This window comes from Xanthomonas campestris pv. badrii (assembly GCF_012848175.1).
Taxonomy (GTDB): domain Bacteria; phylum Pseudomonadota; class Gammaproteobacteria; order Xanthomonadales; family Xanthomonadaceae; genus Xanthomonas; species Xanthomonas campestris_C.
The window spans coordinates 4322908-4342500 of record NZ_CP051651.1 but is presented as its reverse complement, the minus strand read 5'-3'; the positions used below and the strand labels follow the sequence as shown (position 1 = coordinate 4342500).

Annotated in this window: 12 protein-coding genes and 2 rRNA genes (1 of these 14 only partly in view); 9 read left to right on the top strand and 5 right to left on the bottom strand. The window is 64.1% G+C overall.

Annotated elements, in window-relative coordinates; translation table 11 throughout:
• From HG421_RS18435 to HG421_RS18415, 5 genes are all read left to right on the top strand, one after another.
• Positions 1–2035: ribosomal RNA gene (locus tag HG421_RS18435) — 23S ribosomal RNA — on the top strand (it extends 846 nt beyond the left edge of the window).
• A 112-nt stretch (positions 2036–2147) separates the two neighbouring features.
• Positions 2148–2262: ribosomal RNA gene (rrf, locus tag HG421_RS18430) — 5S ribosomal RNA — on the top strand.
• A gap of 181 nt (positions 2263–2443) precedes the next feature.
• Positions 2444–3259: a bifunctional DNA-formamidopyrimidine glycosylase/DNA-(apurinic or apyrimidinic site) lyase gene (gene mutM / locus HG421_RS18425; protein ID WP_169707618.1), complete on the top strand. Its 816-nt coding sequence runs from the start codon at positions 2444–2446 to the stop codon at positions 3257–3259.
• Between the two features lie 253 nt (positions 3260–3512).
• Positions 3513–4616, top strand: coding sequence for a DUF4380 domain-containing protein (locus HG421_RS18420; RefSeq protein ID WP_169707617.1), 1104 nt, complete (start codon positions 3513–3515; stop codon positions 4614–4616).
• 69 nt (positions 4617–4685) lie between these two features.
• Positions 4686–6287: a glucan biosynthesis protein gene (locus HG421_RS18415; RefSeq protein ID WP_169707616.1), complete on the top strand. Its 1602-nt coding sequence runs from the start codon at positions 4686–4688 to the stop codon at positions 6285–6287.
• Positions 6288–6391: 104 nt separating this feature from the next.
• Here HG421_RS18415 and HG421_RS18410 read toward each other — a convergent pair whose 3' ends face one another.
• Positions 6392–7636 (bottom strand): GAF domain-containing sensor histidine kinase, encoded by a 1245-nt coding sequence (locus HG421_RS18410; protein WP_169707615.1) that lies wholly within the window; start codon positions 7634–7636, stop codon positions 6392–6394.
• Between the two features lie 262 nt (positions 7637–7898).
• A complete protein-coding gene (locus HG421_RS18405) occupies positions 7899–8534 on the bottom strand; it encodes a thymidine kinase (protein ID WP_169707614.1) in 636 nt (211 codons plus the stop codon).
• Between the two features lie 208 nt (positions 8535–8742).
• Between HG421_RS18405 and rep the strand changes: the two genes are divergently transcribed.
• Together rep and HG421_RS18395 are read left to right on the top strand one after the other, a co-directional pair.
• Complete coding sequence (gene rep, locus HG421_RS18400) at positions 8743–10719, top strand: DNA helicase Rep (RefSeq protein WP_169707613.1); 1977 nt, start codon at positions 8743–8745, stop codon at positions 10717–10719.
• Positions 10720–10841: 122 nt separating this feature from the next.
• Positions 10842–11432 (top strand): GNAT family N-acetyltransferase, encoded by a 591-nt coding sequence (locus HG421_RS18395; protein WP_266103407.1) that lies wholly within the window; start codon positions 10842–10844, stop codon positions 11430–11432.
• 131 nt (positions 11433–11563) lie between these two features.
• Here the strand turns inward: HG421_RS18395 and HG421_RS18390 are convergent, their stop codons facing one another.
• Complete coding sequence (locus HG421_RS18390) at positions 11564–12220, bottom strand: YceH family protein (protein WP_169707611.1); 657 nt, start codon at positions 12218–12220, stop codon at positions 11564–11566.
• A 360-nt stretch (positions 12221–12580) separates the two neighbouring features.
• Between HG421_RS18390 and HG421_RS18385 the strand changes: the two genes are divergently transcribed.
• Together HG421_RS18385 and pyrF are read left to right on the top strand one after the other, a co-directional pair.
• Positions 12581–13546 carry a 5'-nucleotidase, lipoprotein e(P4) family gene (locus HG421_RS18385; protein WP_169707610.1) on the top strand — a complete coding sequence of 322 codons (966 nt, stop codon included), beginning with the start codon at positions 12581–12583 and terminating at the stop codon, positions 13544–13546.
• Complete coding sequence (gene pyrF / locus HG421_RS18380; protein ID WP_169707609.1) at positions 13543–14274, top strand: orotidine-5'-phosphate decarboxylase; 732 nt, start codon at positions 13543–13545, stop codon at positions 14272–14274. Before HG421_RS18385 ends, pyrF begins: the two co-directional genes overlap by 4 nt.
• A gap of 361 nt (positions 14275–14635) precedes the next feature.
• On the opposite strand, the gene HG421_RS18375 is transcribed toward pyrF, so the two are convergent.
• Positions 14636–16156 carry a tryptophan halogenase family protein gene (locus tag HG421_RS18375; RefSeq protein ID WP_169707608.1) on the bottom strand — a complete coding sequence of 507 codons (1521 nt, stop codon included), beginning with the start codon at positions 16154–16156 and terminating at the stop codon, positions 14636–14638.
• 108 nt (positions 16157–16264) lie between these two features.
• Positions 16265–19300 carry a TonB-dependent receptor gene (locus HG421_RS18370; protein ID WP_169707607.1) on the bottom strand — a complete coding sequence of 1012 codons (3036 nt, stop codon included), beginning with the start codon at positions 19298–19300 and terminating at the stop codon, positions 16265–16267.
• Positions 19301–19593 lie beyond the last annotated feature (293 nt).

The window sequence follows — 19593 nt, the reverse complement described above, 5'->3', positions numbered from 1 at the left end:
CACTGTTATGGCTAGGGGGTCATCGCGACTTACCAAACCATTGCAAACTCCGAATACCGAGACGGACTGTATGGGAGACACACGGCGGGTGCTAACGTCCGTCGTGAAAAGGGAAACAACCCAGACCCACAGCTAAGGTCCCAAATTCACTGCTAAGTGGAAAACGATGTGGAAAGGCATAGACAGCCAGGAGGTTGGCTTAGAAGCAGCCACCCTTTAAAGAAAGCGTAATAGCTCACTGGTCGAGTCGGTCTGCGCGGAAGATTTAACGGGGCTAAGCAGTGAACCGAAGCTTGGGGTGCATAAAACGTGTTTTATGCGCGGTAGAGGAGCGTTCCGTAAGCCTGCGAAGGTGGATTGAGAAGTCTGCTGGAGGTATCGGAAGTGCGAATGCTGACATGAGTAACGATAATGCGGGTGAAAAGCCCGCACGCCGAAAGCCCAAGGTTTCCTTGCGCAACGTTAATCGACGCAGGGTTAGTCGGTCCCTAAGGCGAGGGCGAAAGCCGTAGTCGATGGGAAGCAGGTTAATATTCCTGCACCTCGCGTGAGTGCGATGGAGGGACGGAGAAGGTTAGGTGTACCGGGCGTTGGTTGTCCCGGGGAAAGGCGGTAGGTTTGGATCTTTGGCAAATCCGGGATCCTTTAAGACCGAGCACCGAGACGAGCCTTTTTGGCGAAGTCACTGATACCACGCTTCCAGGAAAAGCTCCTAAGCTTCAGCTCACGAAGACCGTACCGTAAACCGACACAGGTGGGTAGGATGAGAATTCTCAGGCGCTTGAGAGAACTCGGGTGAAGGAACTAGGCAACATGGCACCGTAACTTCGGGAGAAGGTGCACCCTTTTTGGTGGCTCGTGCGAGCTATAGCTGAAGAGGGTCGCAGAAACCAGGCCGCTGCGACTGTTTATCAAAAACACAGCACTCTGCAAACACGAAAGTGGACGTATAGGGTGTGACGCCTGCCCGGTGCTGGAAGGTTAATTGATGGGGTCAGCCGCAAGGCGAAGCTCTTGATCGAAGCCCCAGTAAACGGCGGCCGTAACTATAACGGTCCTAAGGTAGCGAAATTCCTTGTCGGGTAAGTTCCGACCTGCACGAATGGCGTAACGACAGCGGCGCTGTCTCCACCCGAGACTCAGTGAAATTGAAATCGCTGTGAAGATGCAGCGTTCCCGTGGCAAGACGGAAAGACCCCGTGAACCTTTACTATAGCTTTACACTGAACGTTGAGTTCGTCTGTGTAGGATAGGTGGGAGGCTATGAAACTGTGGCGCTAGCTGCAGTGGAGCCATCCTTGAAATACCACCCTGTCGTGCTTGACGTTCTAACCTAGGTCCGTTATCCGGATCAGGGACCGTGTATGGTGGGTAGTTTGACTGGGGCGGTCTCCTCCTAAAGAGTAACGGAGGAGCACGAAGGTACGCTCAGCGCGGTCGGACATCGCGCACTGTGTGCAAAGGCATAAGCGTGCTTGACTGCAAGATCGACGGATCAAGCAGGTACGAAAGTAGGTCTTAGTGATCCGGTGGTTCTGTATGGAAGGGCCATCGCTCAACGGATAAAAGGTACTCCGGGGATAACAGGCTGATACCGCCCAAGAGTTCATATCGACGGCGGTGTTTGGCACCTCGATGTCGGCTCATCACATCCTGGGGCTGTAGTCGGTCCCAAGGGTATGGCTGTTCGCCATTTAAAGTGGTACGCGAGCTGGGTTCAGAACGTCGTGAGACAGTTCGGTCCCTATCTGCCATGGGCGTTGGAAGTTTGAGAGGGGCTGCTCCTAGTACGAGAGGACCGGAGTGGACGAACCTCTGGTGTTCCGGTTGTCACGCCAGTGGCATTGCCGGGTAGCTATGTTCGGAAGCGATAACCGCTGAAAGCATCTAAGCGGGAAGCGCGCCTCAAGATGAGACTTCCCGGGGCACAAGCCCCCTAAAGGAACCATGTAGACTACGTGGTTGATAGGTCAGGTGTGTAAGTACAGCAATGTATTGAGCTAACTGATACTAATGATCCGTGCGGCTTGACCATATAACCTCAAGTTGCCTTGGTCCCAACGAACGTTGGTAGATCACCAAACGCAAGCTACGTCACAAGTTACCTCTGCGAGACGAGCGCTCCAAAGCGCTGCTCCAACCGTCTCCCTGGTGAAATTAGCGCTGTGGAACCACCCGATCCCATCCCGAACTCGGAAGTGAAACGCAGCTGCGCCGATGGTAGTGTGGCTCAAGCCATGCGAGAGTAGGTCATCGCCAGGGGCTTTACCCCAAACCCTCAGTCCAAGCGGACTGGGGGTTTGTTTTTTGCGCCGAAAGCCGATCCGGCAACCCCGGCCACTGCCTGCCCACTGAGCAGTGCGCCTCTAACCGCATTGTTTTTGCCCGGCTGACCTCCATCTCGGAGCGTGCCGGTGCATGGCCGGTGCTGCTGGATGCCCGGATGCCGGAGTTGCCCGAAGTCGAAACTACTGTGCGTGGCCTGGCGCCGCATCTGATCGGGCAACGCATTCATGGCGTGATCCTGCGGCGTCCGGATTTGCGCTGGCCCATTGCCGAGCAGATCGAGCGCTTGCTACCTGGGGCAACCATTACCCAGGTGCGTCGGCGCGCGAAGTATCTATTGATGGATACCGATGCCGGTGGCAGTGCATTGCTGCACCTGGGGATGTCGGGAAGCCTGCGCGTCTTGCCGGGCGATACCCTGCCGCGTGCGCACGATCATGTAGATATCAGCCTGCAGAATGGACATGTCCTGCGCTTCAACGACCCGCGCCGGTTCGGATGCTTGCTATGGCAGCCGGATACGCAAGTGCATGAGTTGCTGGCGACCCTGGGTCCGGAGCCACTATCAGATGCATTGACTGGAGAGTATCTGCACGCGCTGTCGCGCGGACGTCGTGCAGCCGTCAAGACCTTTCTGATGGATCAGTCCGTGGTGGTCGGTGTGGGCAACATCTACGCGGCTGAAAGCCTGTATCGCGCGGGAATCAGCCCGTTGCGCGAAGCCGGAAAAGTTTCGCTGGACCGGTATCGTGGGCTGGCCGCTGCAGTCAAAGAGATACTCGGCTATGCCATCCAGCGCGGAGGCACGACGCTGCGGGACTTTATCAGCCCGGATGGTGCACCCGGTTATTTCGAGCAGGAATTGAATGTCTACGGCCGTGAGGGCGAGCCCTGCAAACAGTGCGGGCGACTGCTGAAGCACGCCACCATCGGGCAACGTGCAACGGTGTGGTGCGGTAGCTGCCAGCGATAGGCGGTCATGCATGATGGGTGAAGCCACCTCGGCAGCGGGATCATTGCGTACCTACATGCGAGCTAACGCAGTAGCACCACTTCCCACGTCTGCATGCCATCCGATCAAGCATCTGGGGCAGGCATGCCGCAACTACTGATAAAACCGCGAAAGCATCGATTGCATTGGTCGCTGCCGACTTTTCCAGCGTGCGCGGCTAGTGTCCTGGCAGGGACGGCGCGACAATCACAGGCCTCACGCCCGGAAGTGCCACATGCCCACAACGCCGCACCGCTTCGAGTTGCTGTGGATTGCCTTGGCGTTGACGCTGCTGCCCTGGAGCATGGCGCAGGCCGATCCACCGGTTCATGAAAAGACAGCAGCAGTAGAGCGCATCTGCCTGAGCAACGAGGTGCTGGAACTGAGCCTGACGCCGGCATTCGGCGGGCGCGTGCTGTCCTTCAACCTGCGTGGCCAACCCAATGTGTTGAAAGTGGGGGCCGCGGTGGAGCGGCAACCCACACCAGCGGTGTCTGCCAGTGCTGGCGATGTGCCGTACCTGGGCCACGATGTCTGGGTGGGGCCGCAGATCCAGTGGTGGTTGCATCAGCAGGTCAATCCGCAGCGCAAGGCCGCCGCTGCGGTGTGGCCGCCGGACCCGTATCTGTCGTTGGCGAGTACCCGCGTAGTGACGCGGGGACCAGGCCAGGCGAGCCTGCAGGGCGTGCCCAGCCCGGTGACGGGCATGCAACTGAGCAAGCACGTCGAGATCTCCAGGACACGCGCCGACACCGTGCAACTGCGGGCCACGGCGCGCAATATCCGCAAGGAGGCGATCGCCTGGGACCTGTGGTTCAACACGCGGGTGGCAGCGAGTACGCGGGTCTTTGTGCCGGTGGCGAACAGGGCCGATGTGCGGGTGCAGCCACCCAGCGAGGCGGGGACGATAGCGCCGATGTTCTCGCACCACGCAGGTGTCCTTGCACTGCGCGCCGACGTACGGGATGACAGCCTGATCCAGCGTGGCAAGCTGTTGCTGCAGCCATCTGCAGGCTGGATGGCCGGGTTTGCCGGGAAGCAGGTTCTGGTCATTGGCTTTGCGCATCAGCCGTTGGCGGCGATCCATCCCGAGCAGGGTCAGGTGGAGTTGTATCTGGATGCGCCACCTCGGCATCCCGAGCAGGGGCTGCTGGAAATGGAGGTGCACGCGCCGTACCGGCAGCTCGCACCAGGGGCGCAGATGCAGGCGCAGGAACAATGGACCTTGCTGCGCTACACCGGGCCGGACGAAGAGCAGGCGCAGCGGCAGTTCCTGTGCAGCAAGGCCGAGGAGCTGGGGCTGGACCAGGCCTGCGCGGCTGCACCCCGGAGACCTTAGAATCCCGCATGCGCGTCCACGCCGGGCTGTAGCTATGATGTCGCCATTCCTTAGCTCAGACCGACGCGCATGCAACGACGCCACTTCCTGAAGAATGCCGCTGCCGCCCTGGCCGCGCTCGGTTTACCGGCGGTGCCGCAGTGGGCATTGGCGGCCAGGGCCGTGGGACTGCGCCGGCTCGGTCAGCCGCAACCGTTCGACTATGCCTGGCTCAAGGGGCAGGCGCGCGCGTTGGCTGCCGCGCCGTACAAGAGCCACAAGCAGGTGCTGCCCGGCCCGCTGGAGGCATTGAACTGGGATCAGTACCAATCGATCCGCTACCGCCAGGACCATGCATTGTGGGCAGACGGCAACGGCAAGTTCCAGGCGAAGTTCTTCCACCTGGGCCTGTATTTCCATACACCGGTACACATCTACGACATCGTCGATGGCAAGGCGCAGCAACTGGCCTATGACCCGGCTGCGTTCGATTACGGCAGCAGTGGGCTGGGTGGCAAGCAGTTGCCCAAGGACCTGGGTTTTGCCGGATTCCGGCTCAACACGCGCAAGGACACCGACCGCGACTTTGCGGCGTTTCTGGGTGCGAGCTATTTCCGCGCGGTGGGCAAGGAAGGCCAGTACGGACAGTCGGCACGCGGGCTGGCGATCGATACCGGCACCGGTGGGCCGGAAGAGTTTCCGGACTTCATCGCCTATTACCTGGAACAGCCGGCCGACGATTCGGACACCGTGGTGGTGTACGGGTTGCTGGATTCGCCCAGCATTGCCGGCGCCTACCGCTTTGCCATCACCAATGGCGAGGTGCTGGTGATGGATATCGACAGCGCGCTATACCCGCGCAAGGCCATCGAGCGGCTGGGCATCGGTCCGTGCACCAGCATGTACCAGGTCGGCGAAAACGACAGCCGCATGGACTGGGACTGGCGGCCGGAGATCCACGACACCGATGGCCTGGCGATGTGGACCGGCGGCGGCGAATGGATCTGGCGGCCGCTGTGCAATCCGCCGCAGCTGCGCTTCAACATGTTTGTGGATGAGAACCCGCGCGGCTTCGGGCTGCTGCAGCGCGACCGCAATTTCGACCATTACCAGGACGATGGCGTGTTCTACGACAAGCGCCCGTGCCTGTGGGTGGAGCCCAAGAGCGGTTGGGGCAAGGGCTCGGTCCAACTGGTCGAGATCCCCACCGTGGACGAAACCTTCGACAATATCGTGGCGTTCTGGAATCCGCGGGCCAAACCGCAGCCGGGGCAGGAACTGTTGATGGGCTACCGGCTGTACTGGGGCGCGCAGCCACCGGCCCGTTCGCCGCTGGCCCATTGCGTGGCCACCCGTACCGGGCTGGGCGGCATCGTCGGGCAGAAGCGCAGCCACTTCTCATGGCGGTTTGCAGTGGATTTTGCCGGCGGCGAGCTGCCGGCCCTGGTGAAGGAGGCAAAGACCAAGGTCGAAGCGGTGATCCAGGTGTCGCGCGGCACCACCGAAATCGTGTCGGCGCGCCCGTTGCACGAGCTCAAGGGCTACCGGGCGATGTTCGACCTGGTGCCGCCGGACGAGGGCACCCAGCAGATCGACATCCGCCTGTACCTGCGCGCCAACGGCAAGCCGTTGACCGAAACCTGGCTCTATCAGTGGACACCGCCACCGGCCAGTGAGCGCAAGCTTTACTGAGTGTGCGTGCCGACCACGCGGGACGTGCATTGCCGTCTTCAATCGCCGGCGATGCGCGTGACGGTGTAGGCAGCGCCGCCGGGGGTCCCGCGGCGCCAGTCCGATCAGGCCGGGGTCGTGCCGTTGATCAGCTGCAGGCGCGTACGCGGCCGTGCGCAGGACAACTCCACGCGGAAGCAGGTGCCGTCCTTGCCGCTGGTGATGCGCAGCTCACCCTGGTGCGCCTGTGCGATCTGCGCGGCCATATGCAGGCCCAGATCCACGTCCGGTACTGCACGGCCGCCGCTGTGCACGTGCGTGGAGGCATGCAGCACATCCAGCCGGCGTGGATCGATGCCATCCAGATTGCAGACCTCAAGCCGTAGACGGCCCTGCTCGGTGACCGCCACCGCCTTGATCAGCGAACTCTGCTGGCCCTGCACCACCGCGTTGATCATCATGCTGCCGAACATCTGCGCCAGCCGTACCGCATCCCCATGCACCGGCTCGTCGATGGCCACATGCGTGGACAGCACCTGATTGGGATAGGCGGCGCGGGTTTCGTCCACCACCTGCGAGAGCGCATCGGACAGGTCGCTGCCATTGCCGTAGTCCAGCTGCAGCCAGTCGCGTTCGATACCGCGGGCGAAATCGCAGGCGAAGTCGATCAGCTCTTCCATGCGCTGCAGGCTGCGCTGCAGCGAACGGATGGCACCGCCCTGGCGCTGGTTGATCGGGTCGATGGCGAGCATGTCCACCACGGCGTGCATGGACTGCAGCGGATTGCGCAGGTCGTGGCCGAGAATGCCGATGAACTCTTCGCGCAGCCGTGCCGAGGCACCGGCGCGCCCGAGTTCGCAACGGGCGCGCTGCGATTCCTGCGCACTCTCCTCGGCGCGCTGCTCGGCCTGGATCTGCGCGCCCAGCAGCTGCGCCAGCAGCTCGACCTTCTCCACCAGCTGCCGGTCCATGACCCGTGGCAGCGGATCCAGCGCGCACAAGGTGCCGAACACGCTGCCATCGTCGAAGCGGATCGGCACCGAGACGTAGCTTTCGAAACCGTACAGCCGCGGCGAAGGATGGTCGCGGTAGACCGGGTCGTCCGAGGCGTGGCCGAACCAGACCGCGTTGCCCTTGACCCGCACGCTGTCGCAGAACGTGGTGGCCAGCGGCAGCTCGTCGCCAGGCACCAGACCGAACGCCAGGTCGTCGCGGACCTGGCAGGTGATCCAGCGCGCCTCGGTCACGCGCGCGACCGCGGCAAAGCCCATGCCGGTCAGACGGGTGAGAATATTCAGGACATCGGGGACCGAAGAGAGTCGGCCTACGCGCGCGATGTCGGCGCGGAGCTCAGCGGGAAGCGGACCCATGTATTGCCTCCCTAGAGGTGGATGGTCGCCAGTTTACAGGACAGCAGTTGGGCCTGGTTGGGCATCCGGCTGCTGCCATGCAGGTATCACGATACGCCTGTCGGCCAATGCCGGCGATGGGGCGGGACATGCATGCCCGCGAAGGTCTAGCGATGGCAATGAATCGTATAGCTGGGTTGCGACGTCGCAGCAGCCGTGCGGGTTCCTGATCGGCGTTGCCCTGCGCGTGCTCGGCGCGGCAGCTGGCCGATCAGGCGACGACCTAGCTGCCTGCAGACGGCAACGGCAAGGCGATCTGCAACGGATCGATGCGGCCTTCACCGCGCATGATCTTCTTGAACTCGGCGCGGCTGACCGAGACGTAGCGTTGGTTGCCGCCAATCTCCACCTGCGGGCCGTCCTGTACGGCATGACCGTGCGCATCCACGCGCACGGTCATGGTGGCCTTGCTGCCGCTGTGGCAGATGGTCTTGATCTCTTCCAGTTCGTCGGCCCAGGCCAGCAGGAACTGGCTGCCTTCGAACAACTCGCCGCGAAAATCCGTACGCAGGCCGTAGCAGAGCACCGGAATGCGCAGCCGGTCGACCACCTCGCTCAATTGCCAGACCTGTGCGCGGCCAAGGAATTGCGCTTCGTCCACCAGCACGCAATGCAGCGGCCCGTCGGTGGCGATGTCGCGTTCGACCAGCTGTTGCAATTCGGTGCTGTGGTCGAACGTGCGCCCGTCCGCCCGCAGGCCGATCCGCGAGGCGACCACGCCGCTGCCGGCGCGGTGATCGAGCTTGGGCGTGAGGATCAGCGTGCGCATGCCGCGCTCGCGGTAGTTGTGCGCCGACTGCAGCAAGGTGGTGGTCTTGCCGGCATTCATCGCCGAATAGTAGAAGTAGAGCTTGGCCATCGGCTGATTTTACCGGCCCGGGCGGCAGGATGCGGCGCCTGTGTGTGCGGCGATGGCGCGGCTGGGCGGGGGCAATGCCTGCCGTCGAGCGGGTGGGAGCGCAGCCTCTGGTGATGGGCAAGGGCGAGCGGCACTGGAGACATGAATCCGTCGCGTCGGCCAGTCGCAAGCAGCCCCGGTACAATGGCGCGCTCTGTCGGAAGCCTCTATGCACGGTCTCAATCCCCCGCAAAGCGCCGCAGTGCTGCACTGCGAAGGTCCCTTGTTGGTGCTGGCCGGTGCCGGCAGCGGCAAGACGCGCGTGATCGTGGAGAAGATCGCGCACCTGATCGCCACCGGGCGCTACCCGGCCAAGCGCATCGCCGCGATCACCTTCACCAATAAATCGGCCAAGGAAATGCGCGAGCGTGTGGCCAAGCGCATCCGCGGCGACGGCGCCGATGGCCTGACCATCTGCACCTTCCATGCGCTGGGGCTTAAGTTCCTGCAGATCGAACATGCCGCGGCCGGCCTGAAGCGCGGTTTCTCGATCTTCGACTCGGACGATGCCGCCGCGCAGATCAAGGACCTGATGCATGGTGCCAAGCCCGATGCGATCGAGGACGCCAAGAACCTGATCTCCCGCGCCAAGAATGCCGGTCTGTCGCCGGAACAGGCGATGGCCGCGGCGCGCAGCAATCGTGAAAAAGAGGCCGCCAGTCTGTACGAGCGCTACCAGGCGCGGTTGACGACCTTCAATGCGGTGGACTTCGACGATCTGATCCGCCTGCCGGTGCAGATCCTGGAAGCCAACGAAGAGATCGTACTGGGCTGGCGCGAACGCATCGGTTACCTGCTGGTGGACGAATGCCAGGATACCAACGATGCGCAATACCGGCTGCTGAAAATGCTGGCCGGCCCGCGCGGCAACTTCACCTGCGTGGGCGACGACGACCAGAGCATCTACGCCTGGCGCGGCGCCAACCCGGAAAACCTGCAGCAGATGGGGCGCGATTATCCGGCGCTGCAAATCATCAAGCTGGAGCAGAACTACCGCTGCTCCAACCGCGTGCTGCGCGCGGCCAACGCCTTGATCGCGCACAACCCGCACGAGCATTTGAAAACGCTGTGGAGCGACCAGGCCGACGGCGAACGCATCCGCGTGTGGGAGTGCCGCGACAGCGAGCACGAGGCGGAGAAAGTGGCCGCCGAAATTTCGTTCCTGGGCACCGCCAAGCAGGTGCCGTGGAGCGATTTCTGCATCCTGTTCCGCGGCAACTTCCAGTCGCGGCCGCTGGAAAAGGCGCTGCAGTTGTTGCGGGTGCCGTATCACCTGACCGGCGGTACGGCGTTTCTGGAGCGGCAGGAGGTCAAGGACCTGCTGTCGTGGCTGCGCCTGATCGTCAACCCGGACGATGACGCCGCCTTCTTGCGTGCGGTGCAGTCGCCCAAGCGCGAAGTGGGTGCGACCTCGTTGGCGCGACTGGCCGAGCTTGCCAGCGGCAAGTCGGTGCCGATGTTGCGTGCCGCCGAGTCGATGGGCGCATTGCAGCAGCTGCCGCCGCGTGCGGCCAATGGCCTGAGCGCGTTCACCGACATCCTGCGCGAGATGCGCCAGCACTCCACCGACATGCCGGCGGGAGAATTGGTACGCATGCTGGCCGAAAAATCCGGCCTGCTCAATGACCTGCGCAACCAATCCAAGGACGAAACCGGTTTCCAGCGCCGCAAGCGCAACCTGGACGAATTGGCCGAGTGGTTCGAAGGCGGCCCGCGTGGCGCGAGCGCCAGCGATCTGGCTGCGCAGCTGGCGCTGCTGTCGCGCAACGACAAGGACGATGGCGGCAACCAGGTGCGCATGATGACCATGCATGCGTCCAAGGGCCTGGAATTCCGCTATGTGTTCATCGTTGGCTGCGAAGACGGCGTGCTGCCGCACGAAGTCAGCCTGGAAGAAGGCAATCTACAGGAGGAGCGCCGCCTGTTGTACGTGGGCATCACCCGCGCCAAGCAGCAGTTGTGGATGAGCTACAGCAAGCTGACGCGCAAGTTCGGCGAGCATGTGCGGTTGAAGCCGAGCCGGTTCTTCGATGAGATTCCGGCAGCGGAGCTGCAGCGCGACGGCGCCGACCCGGTGGCCGATGCCGAGCGCAAGAAAGAGCGCGCCAGCGCGGGCTTGGCGGCGATCCAGGCGTTGTTCGACTGAGCACCCTGCAGTGGATGGCGTGGGCGCGGTGGCCGATGCATGTCAGCACATTGGCGACGGCGGCGAGCGCCCGGTAGGAACGCTGCGCAGTATCGCGGGCCCGTGAGCGCGCGTGACCAGGCTTGTCAGCGGTATGCCCGCACGGCAGTCTGAGGTTCCCGCCAACGGAGTGCGCCGTGACCGTGATCCTCGAAACCGCACGTGTGCGCTTGCGTCTGCTCGATCCCGAGCGCGATGCCGAGGCGATGCTGGCGCTGGTCAACGATCCTGCGTTCATCGCCGGCATCAACGACCGCGGTATCCGCACCCGCGAGCAGGCGCGCGAGCATGTGCGCGAATGGGCGCAGGCGCATCAGCAACAACACGGCTTCGCGCACTGGGCGCTGGAAACGCGGCAGGCAAGCACCTTCATGGGCACCTTGGGCCTGTTATGCCGCGAGACCTTGCCGGTGCCGCATATCGGCTTTGCGCTGTTGCCCGCGTATCGCGGCAAGGGCTATGTGACCGAGGCCGGGCGCGCGGTGCTGGAGCATGCACGCCAGGTATTGGGATTGACGCAGCTGTGCGCGATCGTCTCGCCAGGCAATGCGGCCTCGATCCGCGCGCTGGAAGCGCTGGGGCTGCGCTATGAGAGCCTGCGGGTGCTGAGTCCCGGCAGCGAGGCCGTGGCGTACTACACGATCGACCTCGGCCCTGGTGGCGTGGACCGCTGAGCGGCGCTGCGTCACCCTGCCGGCTGTTTTCCACCGCACAGGGGGGCCTGCATGGCAGGGTTGATCAACGCCTATTGCACACCGATGTGGCTCAACGCCTTCGACCCGCGCCGGCCGCTCGCGCCTCGCGCTTAGTCGCCCACGCGGGTGCGCAGCTCGGTGACCTGCGCGCGCAGTTCCTGCAGCTGCTCTTCCAGGCTCTGCACCCGCGCTTCCAGGGCAGCGGTGTCGGCGCCGCGCGGCGTGCTCTGGCGCGTGGCAGCTGCGGCCTGCAGCGCGTCCAGATCCAGCGCGCCGCTGAGCAGATGCATGTAACGGTCTTCGCGCTGGCCGCTGGCACGCGGCAATTGCACCGCCAGGCCGCGCTGGATCAGCCTGTCCAGGTGATGGCGCACATCGTCGGCATCGGTGAAGCGCGCCAGCCGCTCGCTGCGCGCGAACAGCTCGCCCAAGGTCTGCGGCCCGCGCAGCAGCAGCAGGCCGATCAACGCCACCTGCTGGCGGGTCAGGTCCAGCACGCTGCCCAGCTTGTGCTCGTAGCGCTCGGCGCGTGAGGAGAACTGCTGGCGCACAAGTCCCAGCGTTTCCAGCTGGCGCAGCGCGTGATGCACCACGCCGGTCTGCAGATTCAGCACCGGCTCGCGCGCGGTCTTCTGGTTGGCGGCTACCTGCGCGGCGTTGACGGTGAGCGGGTAGGCGTCCGGGGTGGTGGCCTCTTTTTCGATCAGGCAGCCAAGCACGCGGGCCTGGGCGGTATCGAGCACGGGGATGGACGATGTCTCTGTCATGCGGCAGCTCCTGGGCAATCAGCAGGGAAGGATATGCCGATCCCGTGCCTGGCGGTCTGCGCGTCGGTCGCCGTGCAGCGCGGGGCTCAGGGCCGTGTGGTGATGGTGTTGCGGCCATCTCCCGCTGCGTGTGTACCGGCGTCATCGACCAGCGTGTTGCTGGCCGGAGGGCGGCAAGTTCCGCGTGCCCCGCAGCGGGCGAGCGAGCCGTGCAGGCAGTGGAGCGATGTCCTTGCCGCCGCGTGCCGCAAGCCCGGCAACCCGCCAGGCCGGCCGGCGCGCGCGTCGGCGGCGGAAATGGGCAGGGCAGCACCACGCGAACCCGCTAAAATCACGGGCTTCATTGCCGCTCCTGTTCTGGTGGATGCCATGCGCCCCTCGCTTTACGCACCGTTGTCCCTGCTTGCCTGCACCACGCTGGCCTTGAGCGCCTGCAAGCCCGGCCAAGAGGTGATGGGCCAGCGTGCGCAAGCCGCTGCCGTGTCCGCCAAGGCGGCAGCCAGTGCCGCGTCGGCGAAACCGGCCTCCACGGCCGCCGCTGCCGCCATCCCGGCCGGCGACGACAACCTCAACGCGGTGCTGTGGATGCAGCGCTCGGAGGAATACCGCGCCGTGGCCGAGCAGACCTATCGCGCTGCGGCCGACAAACTGGACGCTGCACTCAAGCAACCCAACTGGGACGCGCTGGTGCCGGAAGAACGCGGCAATGCCGCCACCGGCCTGAAGCCGGCGGTGGTGCTGGACGTGGACGAGACCGTGCTGGACAACTCGCCGTACCAGGCGCGTCTGCTGCGCGACGGCAAGGAATACGACGCGCTGAGCTGGGACCAGTGGGTGGCCGAAAAGAAAGCCAAGCCGATTCCCGGCGTGGTGGACTTCGCCAAGGCCGCCACCGCCCGCGGCATCACGCTGATCTACATCTCCAACCGCGCGGTGCACCTGAAGGACGCCACCCTGGCCAATCTGCGCAGCGCCGGCCTGCCGGTGGCCGACGACAGCGTGTTCCTGGGCCTGGGCACGGTGGTGCAAGGCTGCGAGCAGAACGGCAGCGAGAAGAACTGCCGCCGCCAGCTGGCCGGGCAGAAGTACCGCGTACTGATGCAGTTCGGCGACCAGCTGGGCGATTTCGTGCAGGTCACCGCCAACACCAGCCAGGCGCGCGGCGCGCTGTTGCAGCAGTACCACGACTGGTTCGGCGAGCGCTGGTGGATGCTGCCCAATCCCAGCTATGGCGGCTGGGAGCCGGCGCAGTTCAACAACGATTATTCCCAACCCTGGCAGACCCGCCACGACGCCAAGCGCGCCGCACTGGAGCTTGCACGATGAGCCGTCCCCCGTTAGTCCTGGCCGCGCACGAGCGGCTGATCTTCGCGCTGGATGTACCCGGCCATGACGAGGCCATCGCCTGGGTGGACCGCCTGGGCGAGTCGGTGTCCTTCTACAAGATCGGCATGGAGCTGCTGGCGTCGGGCGAATACTTCCACGTGCTCGATGCGCTGGCCAAGCGCAACAAGCGCGTGTTCGTGGACCTCAAGTTCTTCGACATCCCCGCCACCGTGGCCGGCACCATCGCCCGCCTGTCGCAGTGGCCGGTGAGCTACTGCACCGTGCACGGCTGGCACGCCGGCATGCTGCAGGCCGCCGCCGAGGCCAACCAGGGCGACATGCGCCTGCTGGCAGTGACCGTGCTGACCTCGATGGGCCGCCCGGACCTGGCCGCGATGGGCATCGACCGCGAACCGGTGGAGGTGGTGGTGGAGCGCGCGCTGGCCGCCCAGGCCGCCGGTATCGACGGGGTGATCGCCTCCGGCCAGGAAGCCGGCCCGATCCGTCGCGCCACCGGCCCGGCGTTTTCGATCGTGTGCCCGGGCATCCGCCCCGGCGGCCCGGTCGGCGACGACCAGCAGCGCACCGTGGGCGTGGCGCAGGCCTTCACCGATGGCGCCGATGCGATTGTCGTCGGCCGCCCGATCCGCCTGGCTGCCGACCCCGCGGCCGCTGCCACCGCCATCCAGGACGAGATCCGCGCGGCGGTGATACAGCATCGGGACTGAAAGTGCCTGGGCGCTCTGTCAGTGCTCACAGATGAATAAAATCAATAAGTTAAGCGAATAAAATTAAAGCATTGCTTTAATGTGAAAGGCTCGTTAACATGCCGGCGTCCGATGTCAGTCGGAAGCTGTGCCACTCACTGTCCACCGGGCGTGTCCCGGTTTTCGAAGGGATCGGGCCTTGTGCCCGATCCTTTTTTTTGGCGACGTTTCAAGCGACGGTTCGGTGCGCGCGGACTGCCACCGCCTGGTGCACACGGCGGCGGCCGAGGTGACCTTGCGCATCGCCCCCATGCCGTTCGCGTACCGGTCCGATGGATGCGGGGGCATTGCCTTCGGGTCGCTTGCCGCTCGGTCATCGCGCTCACCGTATCGCTGGCGCCTTGCAATAGCGGTCGATGAACTGCTGGTGGCTCGGCATCACGTCCACGCAGTGGCTGATGGTCTGCGCCACGCTGGCCAGGAAGCCCTCGGCGTCGGTATCCGGCACCTGGTCCACCAGCGGGTGATAGCCCTGCGGCAGGACGCCCTGGCCCACCAGCACCTGCACCCAGCTGATCTCGGCAAACATCTCCTCGGCGTTGCGGTAGAAGCGCCCGCTGTCGCGGAACAGGTCCAAGGTGGTCTGCAGTTCCGGGGTGATCGGCATGTGGCGGCAATGCCGCCAGAACGCGCTGTCGTCGCGTTCGGTGGCGTGATAGTGCAACAGCAGGAAATCGCGGATGCGGTCGAACTCGAACGCCAGCCGGTCGTTGTAGCGCTGCACCAGCACCGGGCTGATGCCCTCGCGTGGGAACAGCTCCAGCAACCTGGAAATGCCGGACTGGATCAGATGGATGCTGGTCGATTCCAGCGGCTCCAGGAACCCGCTGGCCAGCCCCAGCGCAACCACGTTGTGGTTCCAGAACTGCTTGCGCCGCCCGGTGGTGAAGCGCAGCGGGCGCGGGTCGCCCAGGGGCGCACCGTCCAGGTTGGCGAGCAGCGTGGCAGCGGCTTCGTCGTCGCTGATGTGCGCGCTGCAATACACGTAGCCGTTGCCGGTGCGGTGTTGCAGTGGAATGCGCCACTGCCAGCCGGCCGCGCGCGCAGTGGAGCGCGTGTACGGCGTCGGTGGGCCGACTTTTTCGCAGGGCACCGCCAGTGCGCGATCGCACGGCAGCCAGTGGGTGAAGTCGTGGTACCCGGTATGCAGTGCGTCTTCGATCAGCAGGCCACGAAAGCCCGAGCAATCGATGAACAGGTCGCCCGTGATCACCTGCCCGGACGCCAGCTGCAGCGATTGCACATGGCCGGTTTCCGGATGCAGCTGCACCTGCTCCACCATTCCCTCCAGACGCACCACGCCACGCTGTTCGGCGTAGCCGCGCAGGAAACGCGCGTACTGGCTGGCGTCGAAGTGATACGCGTAGGCGATGTTGGCCAGCGGCGAGTTGGCCGGCACATCGCCGGCCGAGGTCATGAACTTGCCGCGCGCGGCGGCCACAGTATTGAGCGTGTACGCACCCAGCGGCTGCGCTTTGCCGCGCAGCTGCTGCTTGATCCAGTATTGATGGAACGGCAGCAGCCCGAGCGGATGCCCAATCTGGGTACCGAAACCATGGATGTACGCCGTGCCGGGGCGCTGCCAATCGACGAACTCGATGCCGAGCTTGAAGCTGCCCTGGGTCTGGCGCACGAACTCGGCTTCATTGATGCCGAGTAGGTTGTTGAAGGCCTTGATATGCGGCACGGTCGCTTCGCCCACCCCGATGGTGCCGAGCTGTTCGGATTCGATCAGCTGCACGTTAAAGGTGGGCCCGAGCACGCGCGCAAATGCGGCGGCCGCCATCCAGCCGGCGGTGCCGCCGCCGACGATGACGATGTTGCGAAGGGGAGCGGGGATCATGCCTGCACGTTCCTGAGGTGAGAGAGGACAGACAAACGAACGGGGCCAGCCGGCCCCGTTGCGAAAGATCCCCACGCGTGCAGCGCATGCGTGGGGAAGGCGCATCCATCAGAACTTTGCGCCGATCTCCAGCACTACGCTACGCGGCACATAGTTGATTTCGCCGCTGGTGTTGATCGCGATGTCCGGATCGAACTGCCCGTTGCTGCCAAAGCCGTTGTAGGCGTACGCGCTGTAGTTCTTGAAGTTGAACGCGTTGAGCAGGTTCACGCGTGCCGACATCTTGAAGTCGCCAACCACGGTGAACTCCTTGGTGGCCTGGAAATCCACCGTGCGGTAGCCCCAGATATCGCCACCGACCAGGAATTTGCCGCTGCCCGGAGGTGTGACGCCAACCTGTTGGCAGGTTGCGCCATCGGGATCGGTGAAGCCGAAGCAGGCAATCGTGTTGATCGGCTCGGGCGTGGCCAGCACCAGCTTGGCACCCAGCGTCACACCCCACGGGATATCGATCGAGCCGGAGGCCACGAAACGGTGCGCAGCCACCGCGTCGGACTTCACGAACGGATAGCCGCCGATGGTGGCCTTGTCGAAGCCGTAAGGCTCGTCGATGTTGCGGTTCTGGCGCGCACTGGTGTGGGTGTAGGACAAGGTCAGGCCCCAACCGGATTCCTTGGTGTACGGCTTGTCGGCCGACAGCAGCACCTGGCTGTTGCGCTGTTCCAGGCCGTTGCTGCCCAGGATGGTGTTCTGGTAGCCCGGCACCGGCTCGCCCCACGGCACGTTGCCGTTCTGGAAGTACGAACCATCCGGGTAACGGTTGATCAGGCCCATCGCAAAGCCGTCGTAGCTCAGGATGCGCTGGAAGGTCACATCGGTCAGCCAGTCGCCCACCTGGTTGGTGATGCCGATGCTGTACTGATCGCTGTAAGGCGTCTTGAGCTTGTTGTTGAACATGAAGAGCTCGGCGCTGCCGGCCACACCGGGAATGGTGTTGAGCTGATCGATGCCGTTCAGATAACGCGGGTCGAACGCCACGCACGTGCGGTCGGCGCGATAGCACTGCTGGGTTGCCGGATTTTCGAAATACACCGCCACCGGCGACAACGCCGCCTTGCTGGTTTCCAGTGCCAGCTGCTCGAACAGGTTGCGGTCGTACGACCGCGCCGCACCACCATGCACGATGGCCGCTTCGTCGCCGAAGATGTCATACGAGAAACCGAAGCGCGGCGCCCAGGCATCCTTGAAGTTCTTGCGGTTGTTGCCGGTGCTGATGTAATCGGCCACGTTGATGCCGCTGGGCAGCAGGCGGTTGGCCCACGGCTGGCCGGGGTTGTCCGGATCGTTGGCATACAGCGCATCGACGAAGGCTTGCGAGGTAACGAAGTCGGTGTATGCCGGTGTGTCTTCGTAGTCGTAGCGCACACCGATGTTGATCATCAGCTTGTCGGTGGCGGCCCAATCGTCCTGCAGGTAGATGCCGTACTGCTTGGACGGCGAGACCACCGTGGCGCGCTGGCCGGGCGTGTTGTACGGCGCAACGAAATCCACGCGGTAGGGCGTGGATTCCACGCTGCCACCGTTGACTCGGTAGCTGAACTGCGGATTCACCGCCGCCGCATCCTGCGATGTCAGCTCGATGTCCTTGTAGTTCACACCCATCTTGATGGTGTGCTCGCCATGCCACTGGAAGCTGGTGAAGGTCAGATCGTTCTGGAGGAACCAGCCCTTTTGACTCTTGCGCTGCGCATTGAGGCCGCCCGCCGAGCCGGTGGTCAGGAAGGTGCGCTCATCGATATCGGTGGAACCGGCACGTGGCTGGAAATAGGTGTAGACGATGCCATTGCCCAGCGTGCGCGGGGTCGGATTGTTCTCCGAGTTTTCTGTGCCAACGATGAGCTCGTTGAACCAGTTGTCGGCGCTGTGCTGCCAGCGCAAGTTGGTGCGCTTGTCCTTGTTGATCTTGTCGGTGGCCTGCGCCAGCGTGTTAGTGCCGCCGACATTCGCGGTCTGGGTTTCGTCGCGATAAATCGTGCTCAGCTCGATGCGATCGCGGTCGGTGGGCTCGAAATCGATCTTGCCGAAGAACAGGTCTTCTTCGAACGGCATGTTGGCCGGGCCGTACTGGCTGGCCAGGTTGGACGGCAGCTGGCTGACGAACGCCGCCGCCTCGGAACTCGGCTGCACGCTCTTGGGCGCCACGTTCTCCTTACCCTCGTAGGCAACGAAGAAATGCATGCGGTCCTGGATGATCGGCCCGCCGAGCGCGAAACCGTATTCCTTGGTCTGCGAATCGATCTTGCCGTTTTCTTCCTCGTCCGGCCGCTTGTCGCGCAGGTCCTGATCGGTATAGCGGTAGAACGCTTCGCCGTGGAACTCGTTGGTGCCGGACTTGGTGGCCGCAGTGATCGCCGCGCCACTGATCTGGCCGTATTCGGCCTTGTAGTTGGACGTGATCACCTTGTACTCGCCGATGGCGAGCTGCGGGAACGGATTGCCCTGGGTGTCGCTCTGGCCGGCAACGCCGCCGCTGCGCACGTAGCTCTTCTGGCCGACGCCATCGATGTACAGATTGCCGGCGCTGGCGTTGGATGCACCGCCGCGCAGCTTGGTGTTGCCGTTGCCGTCGACCTGAAACACCATGCCCGGTACGGTATCGGCAAACTCGAGGAAGTTACGCGTGGCCTGCGGCAATTGCTGGATCTGGCGCGCGCTGATGGTGTTGCCCACTTCCGAGGTCTTGACGTCGCGGATCATCGGCGCGCTGACCGTCACCGTGTCCAGCGTGGTCGCATCGCCGGCCGGGGCAGTTGCCGTCTCGGTGCCGAGATCGACGGTGGCGCTGGAAGCCACCGACAAGGTCACCGTGCGGCTGACGCCGTTGGATTCGACCTTGTAGGTGCCCGGCTGCAGACCGACGATGGTGTAGTTGCCGTTCGCGTTGACCGGTGCGCGTCGCACCGAGCCGGTGGCCAGATTGGTGACGACCACTTCGCTGCCGCTCTGCGCGGAAGCGACCTGTCCGCGCAACGTGGCGTTGCTGGACTGGGCCATGGCCGGGGTGGTGGCGAACAACGAAGCGGCCAGGGCGCAGCACAACAGGCTGCGCGCCGGCAGGGTGGAGACGGTGCGGTGATTCTTCATGACTTTCCCCCTCCCAGGGGTAAAGCGCGACGCAGTGGAGTGACTGGCGCGTTGGGTTGGTGCTTTGGTGTGGAACACGGGAACGGCAGGCAACAACAGCCCAGTGGCTGCAAGAACGGCAAAGGTCTACGGTGACGGGCGGCTGCTCCTTCAGGCACGGGTCGAGACGGGGAACGCATTTGGCGGCGCGTGGCCGATGCGGCGCATCGGCATTCAACGGGCAAGGCACATGCGGGCGATGCGCCGGTGCGTGCCATGTACACCTGCCAGCACGGGCAGTCGCCGGGTGCTGG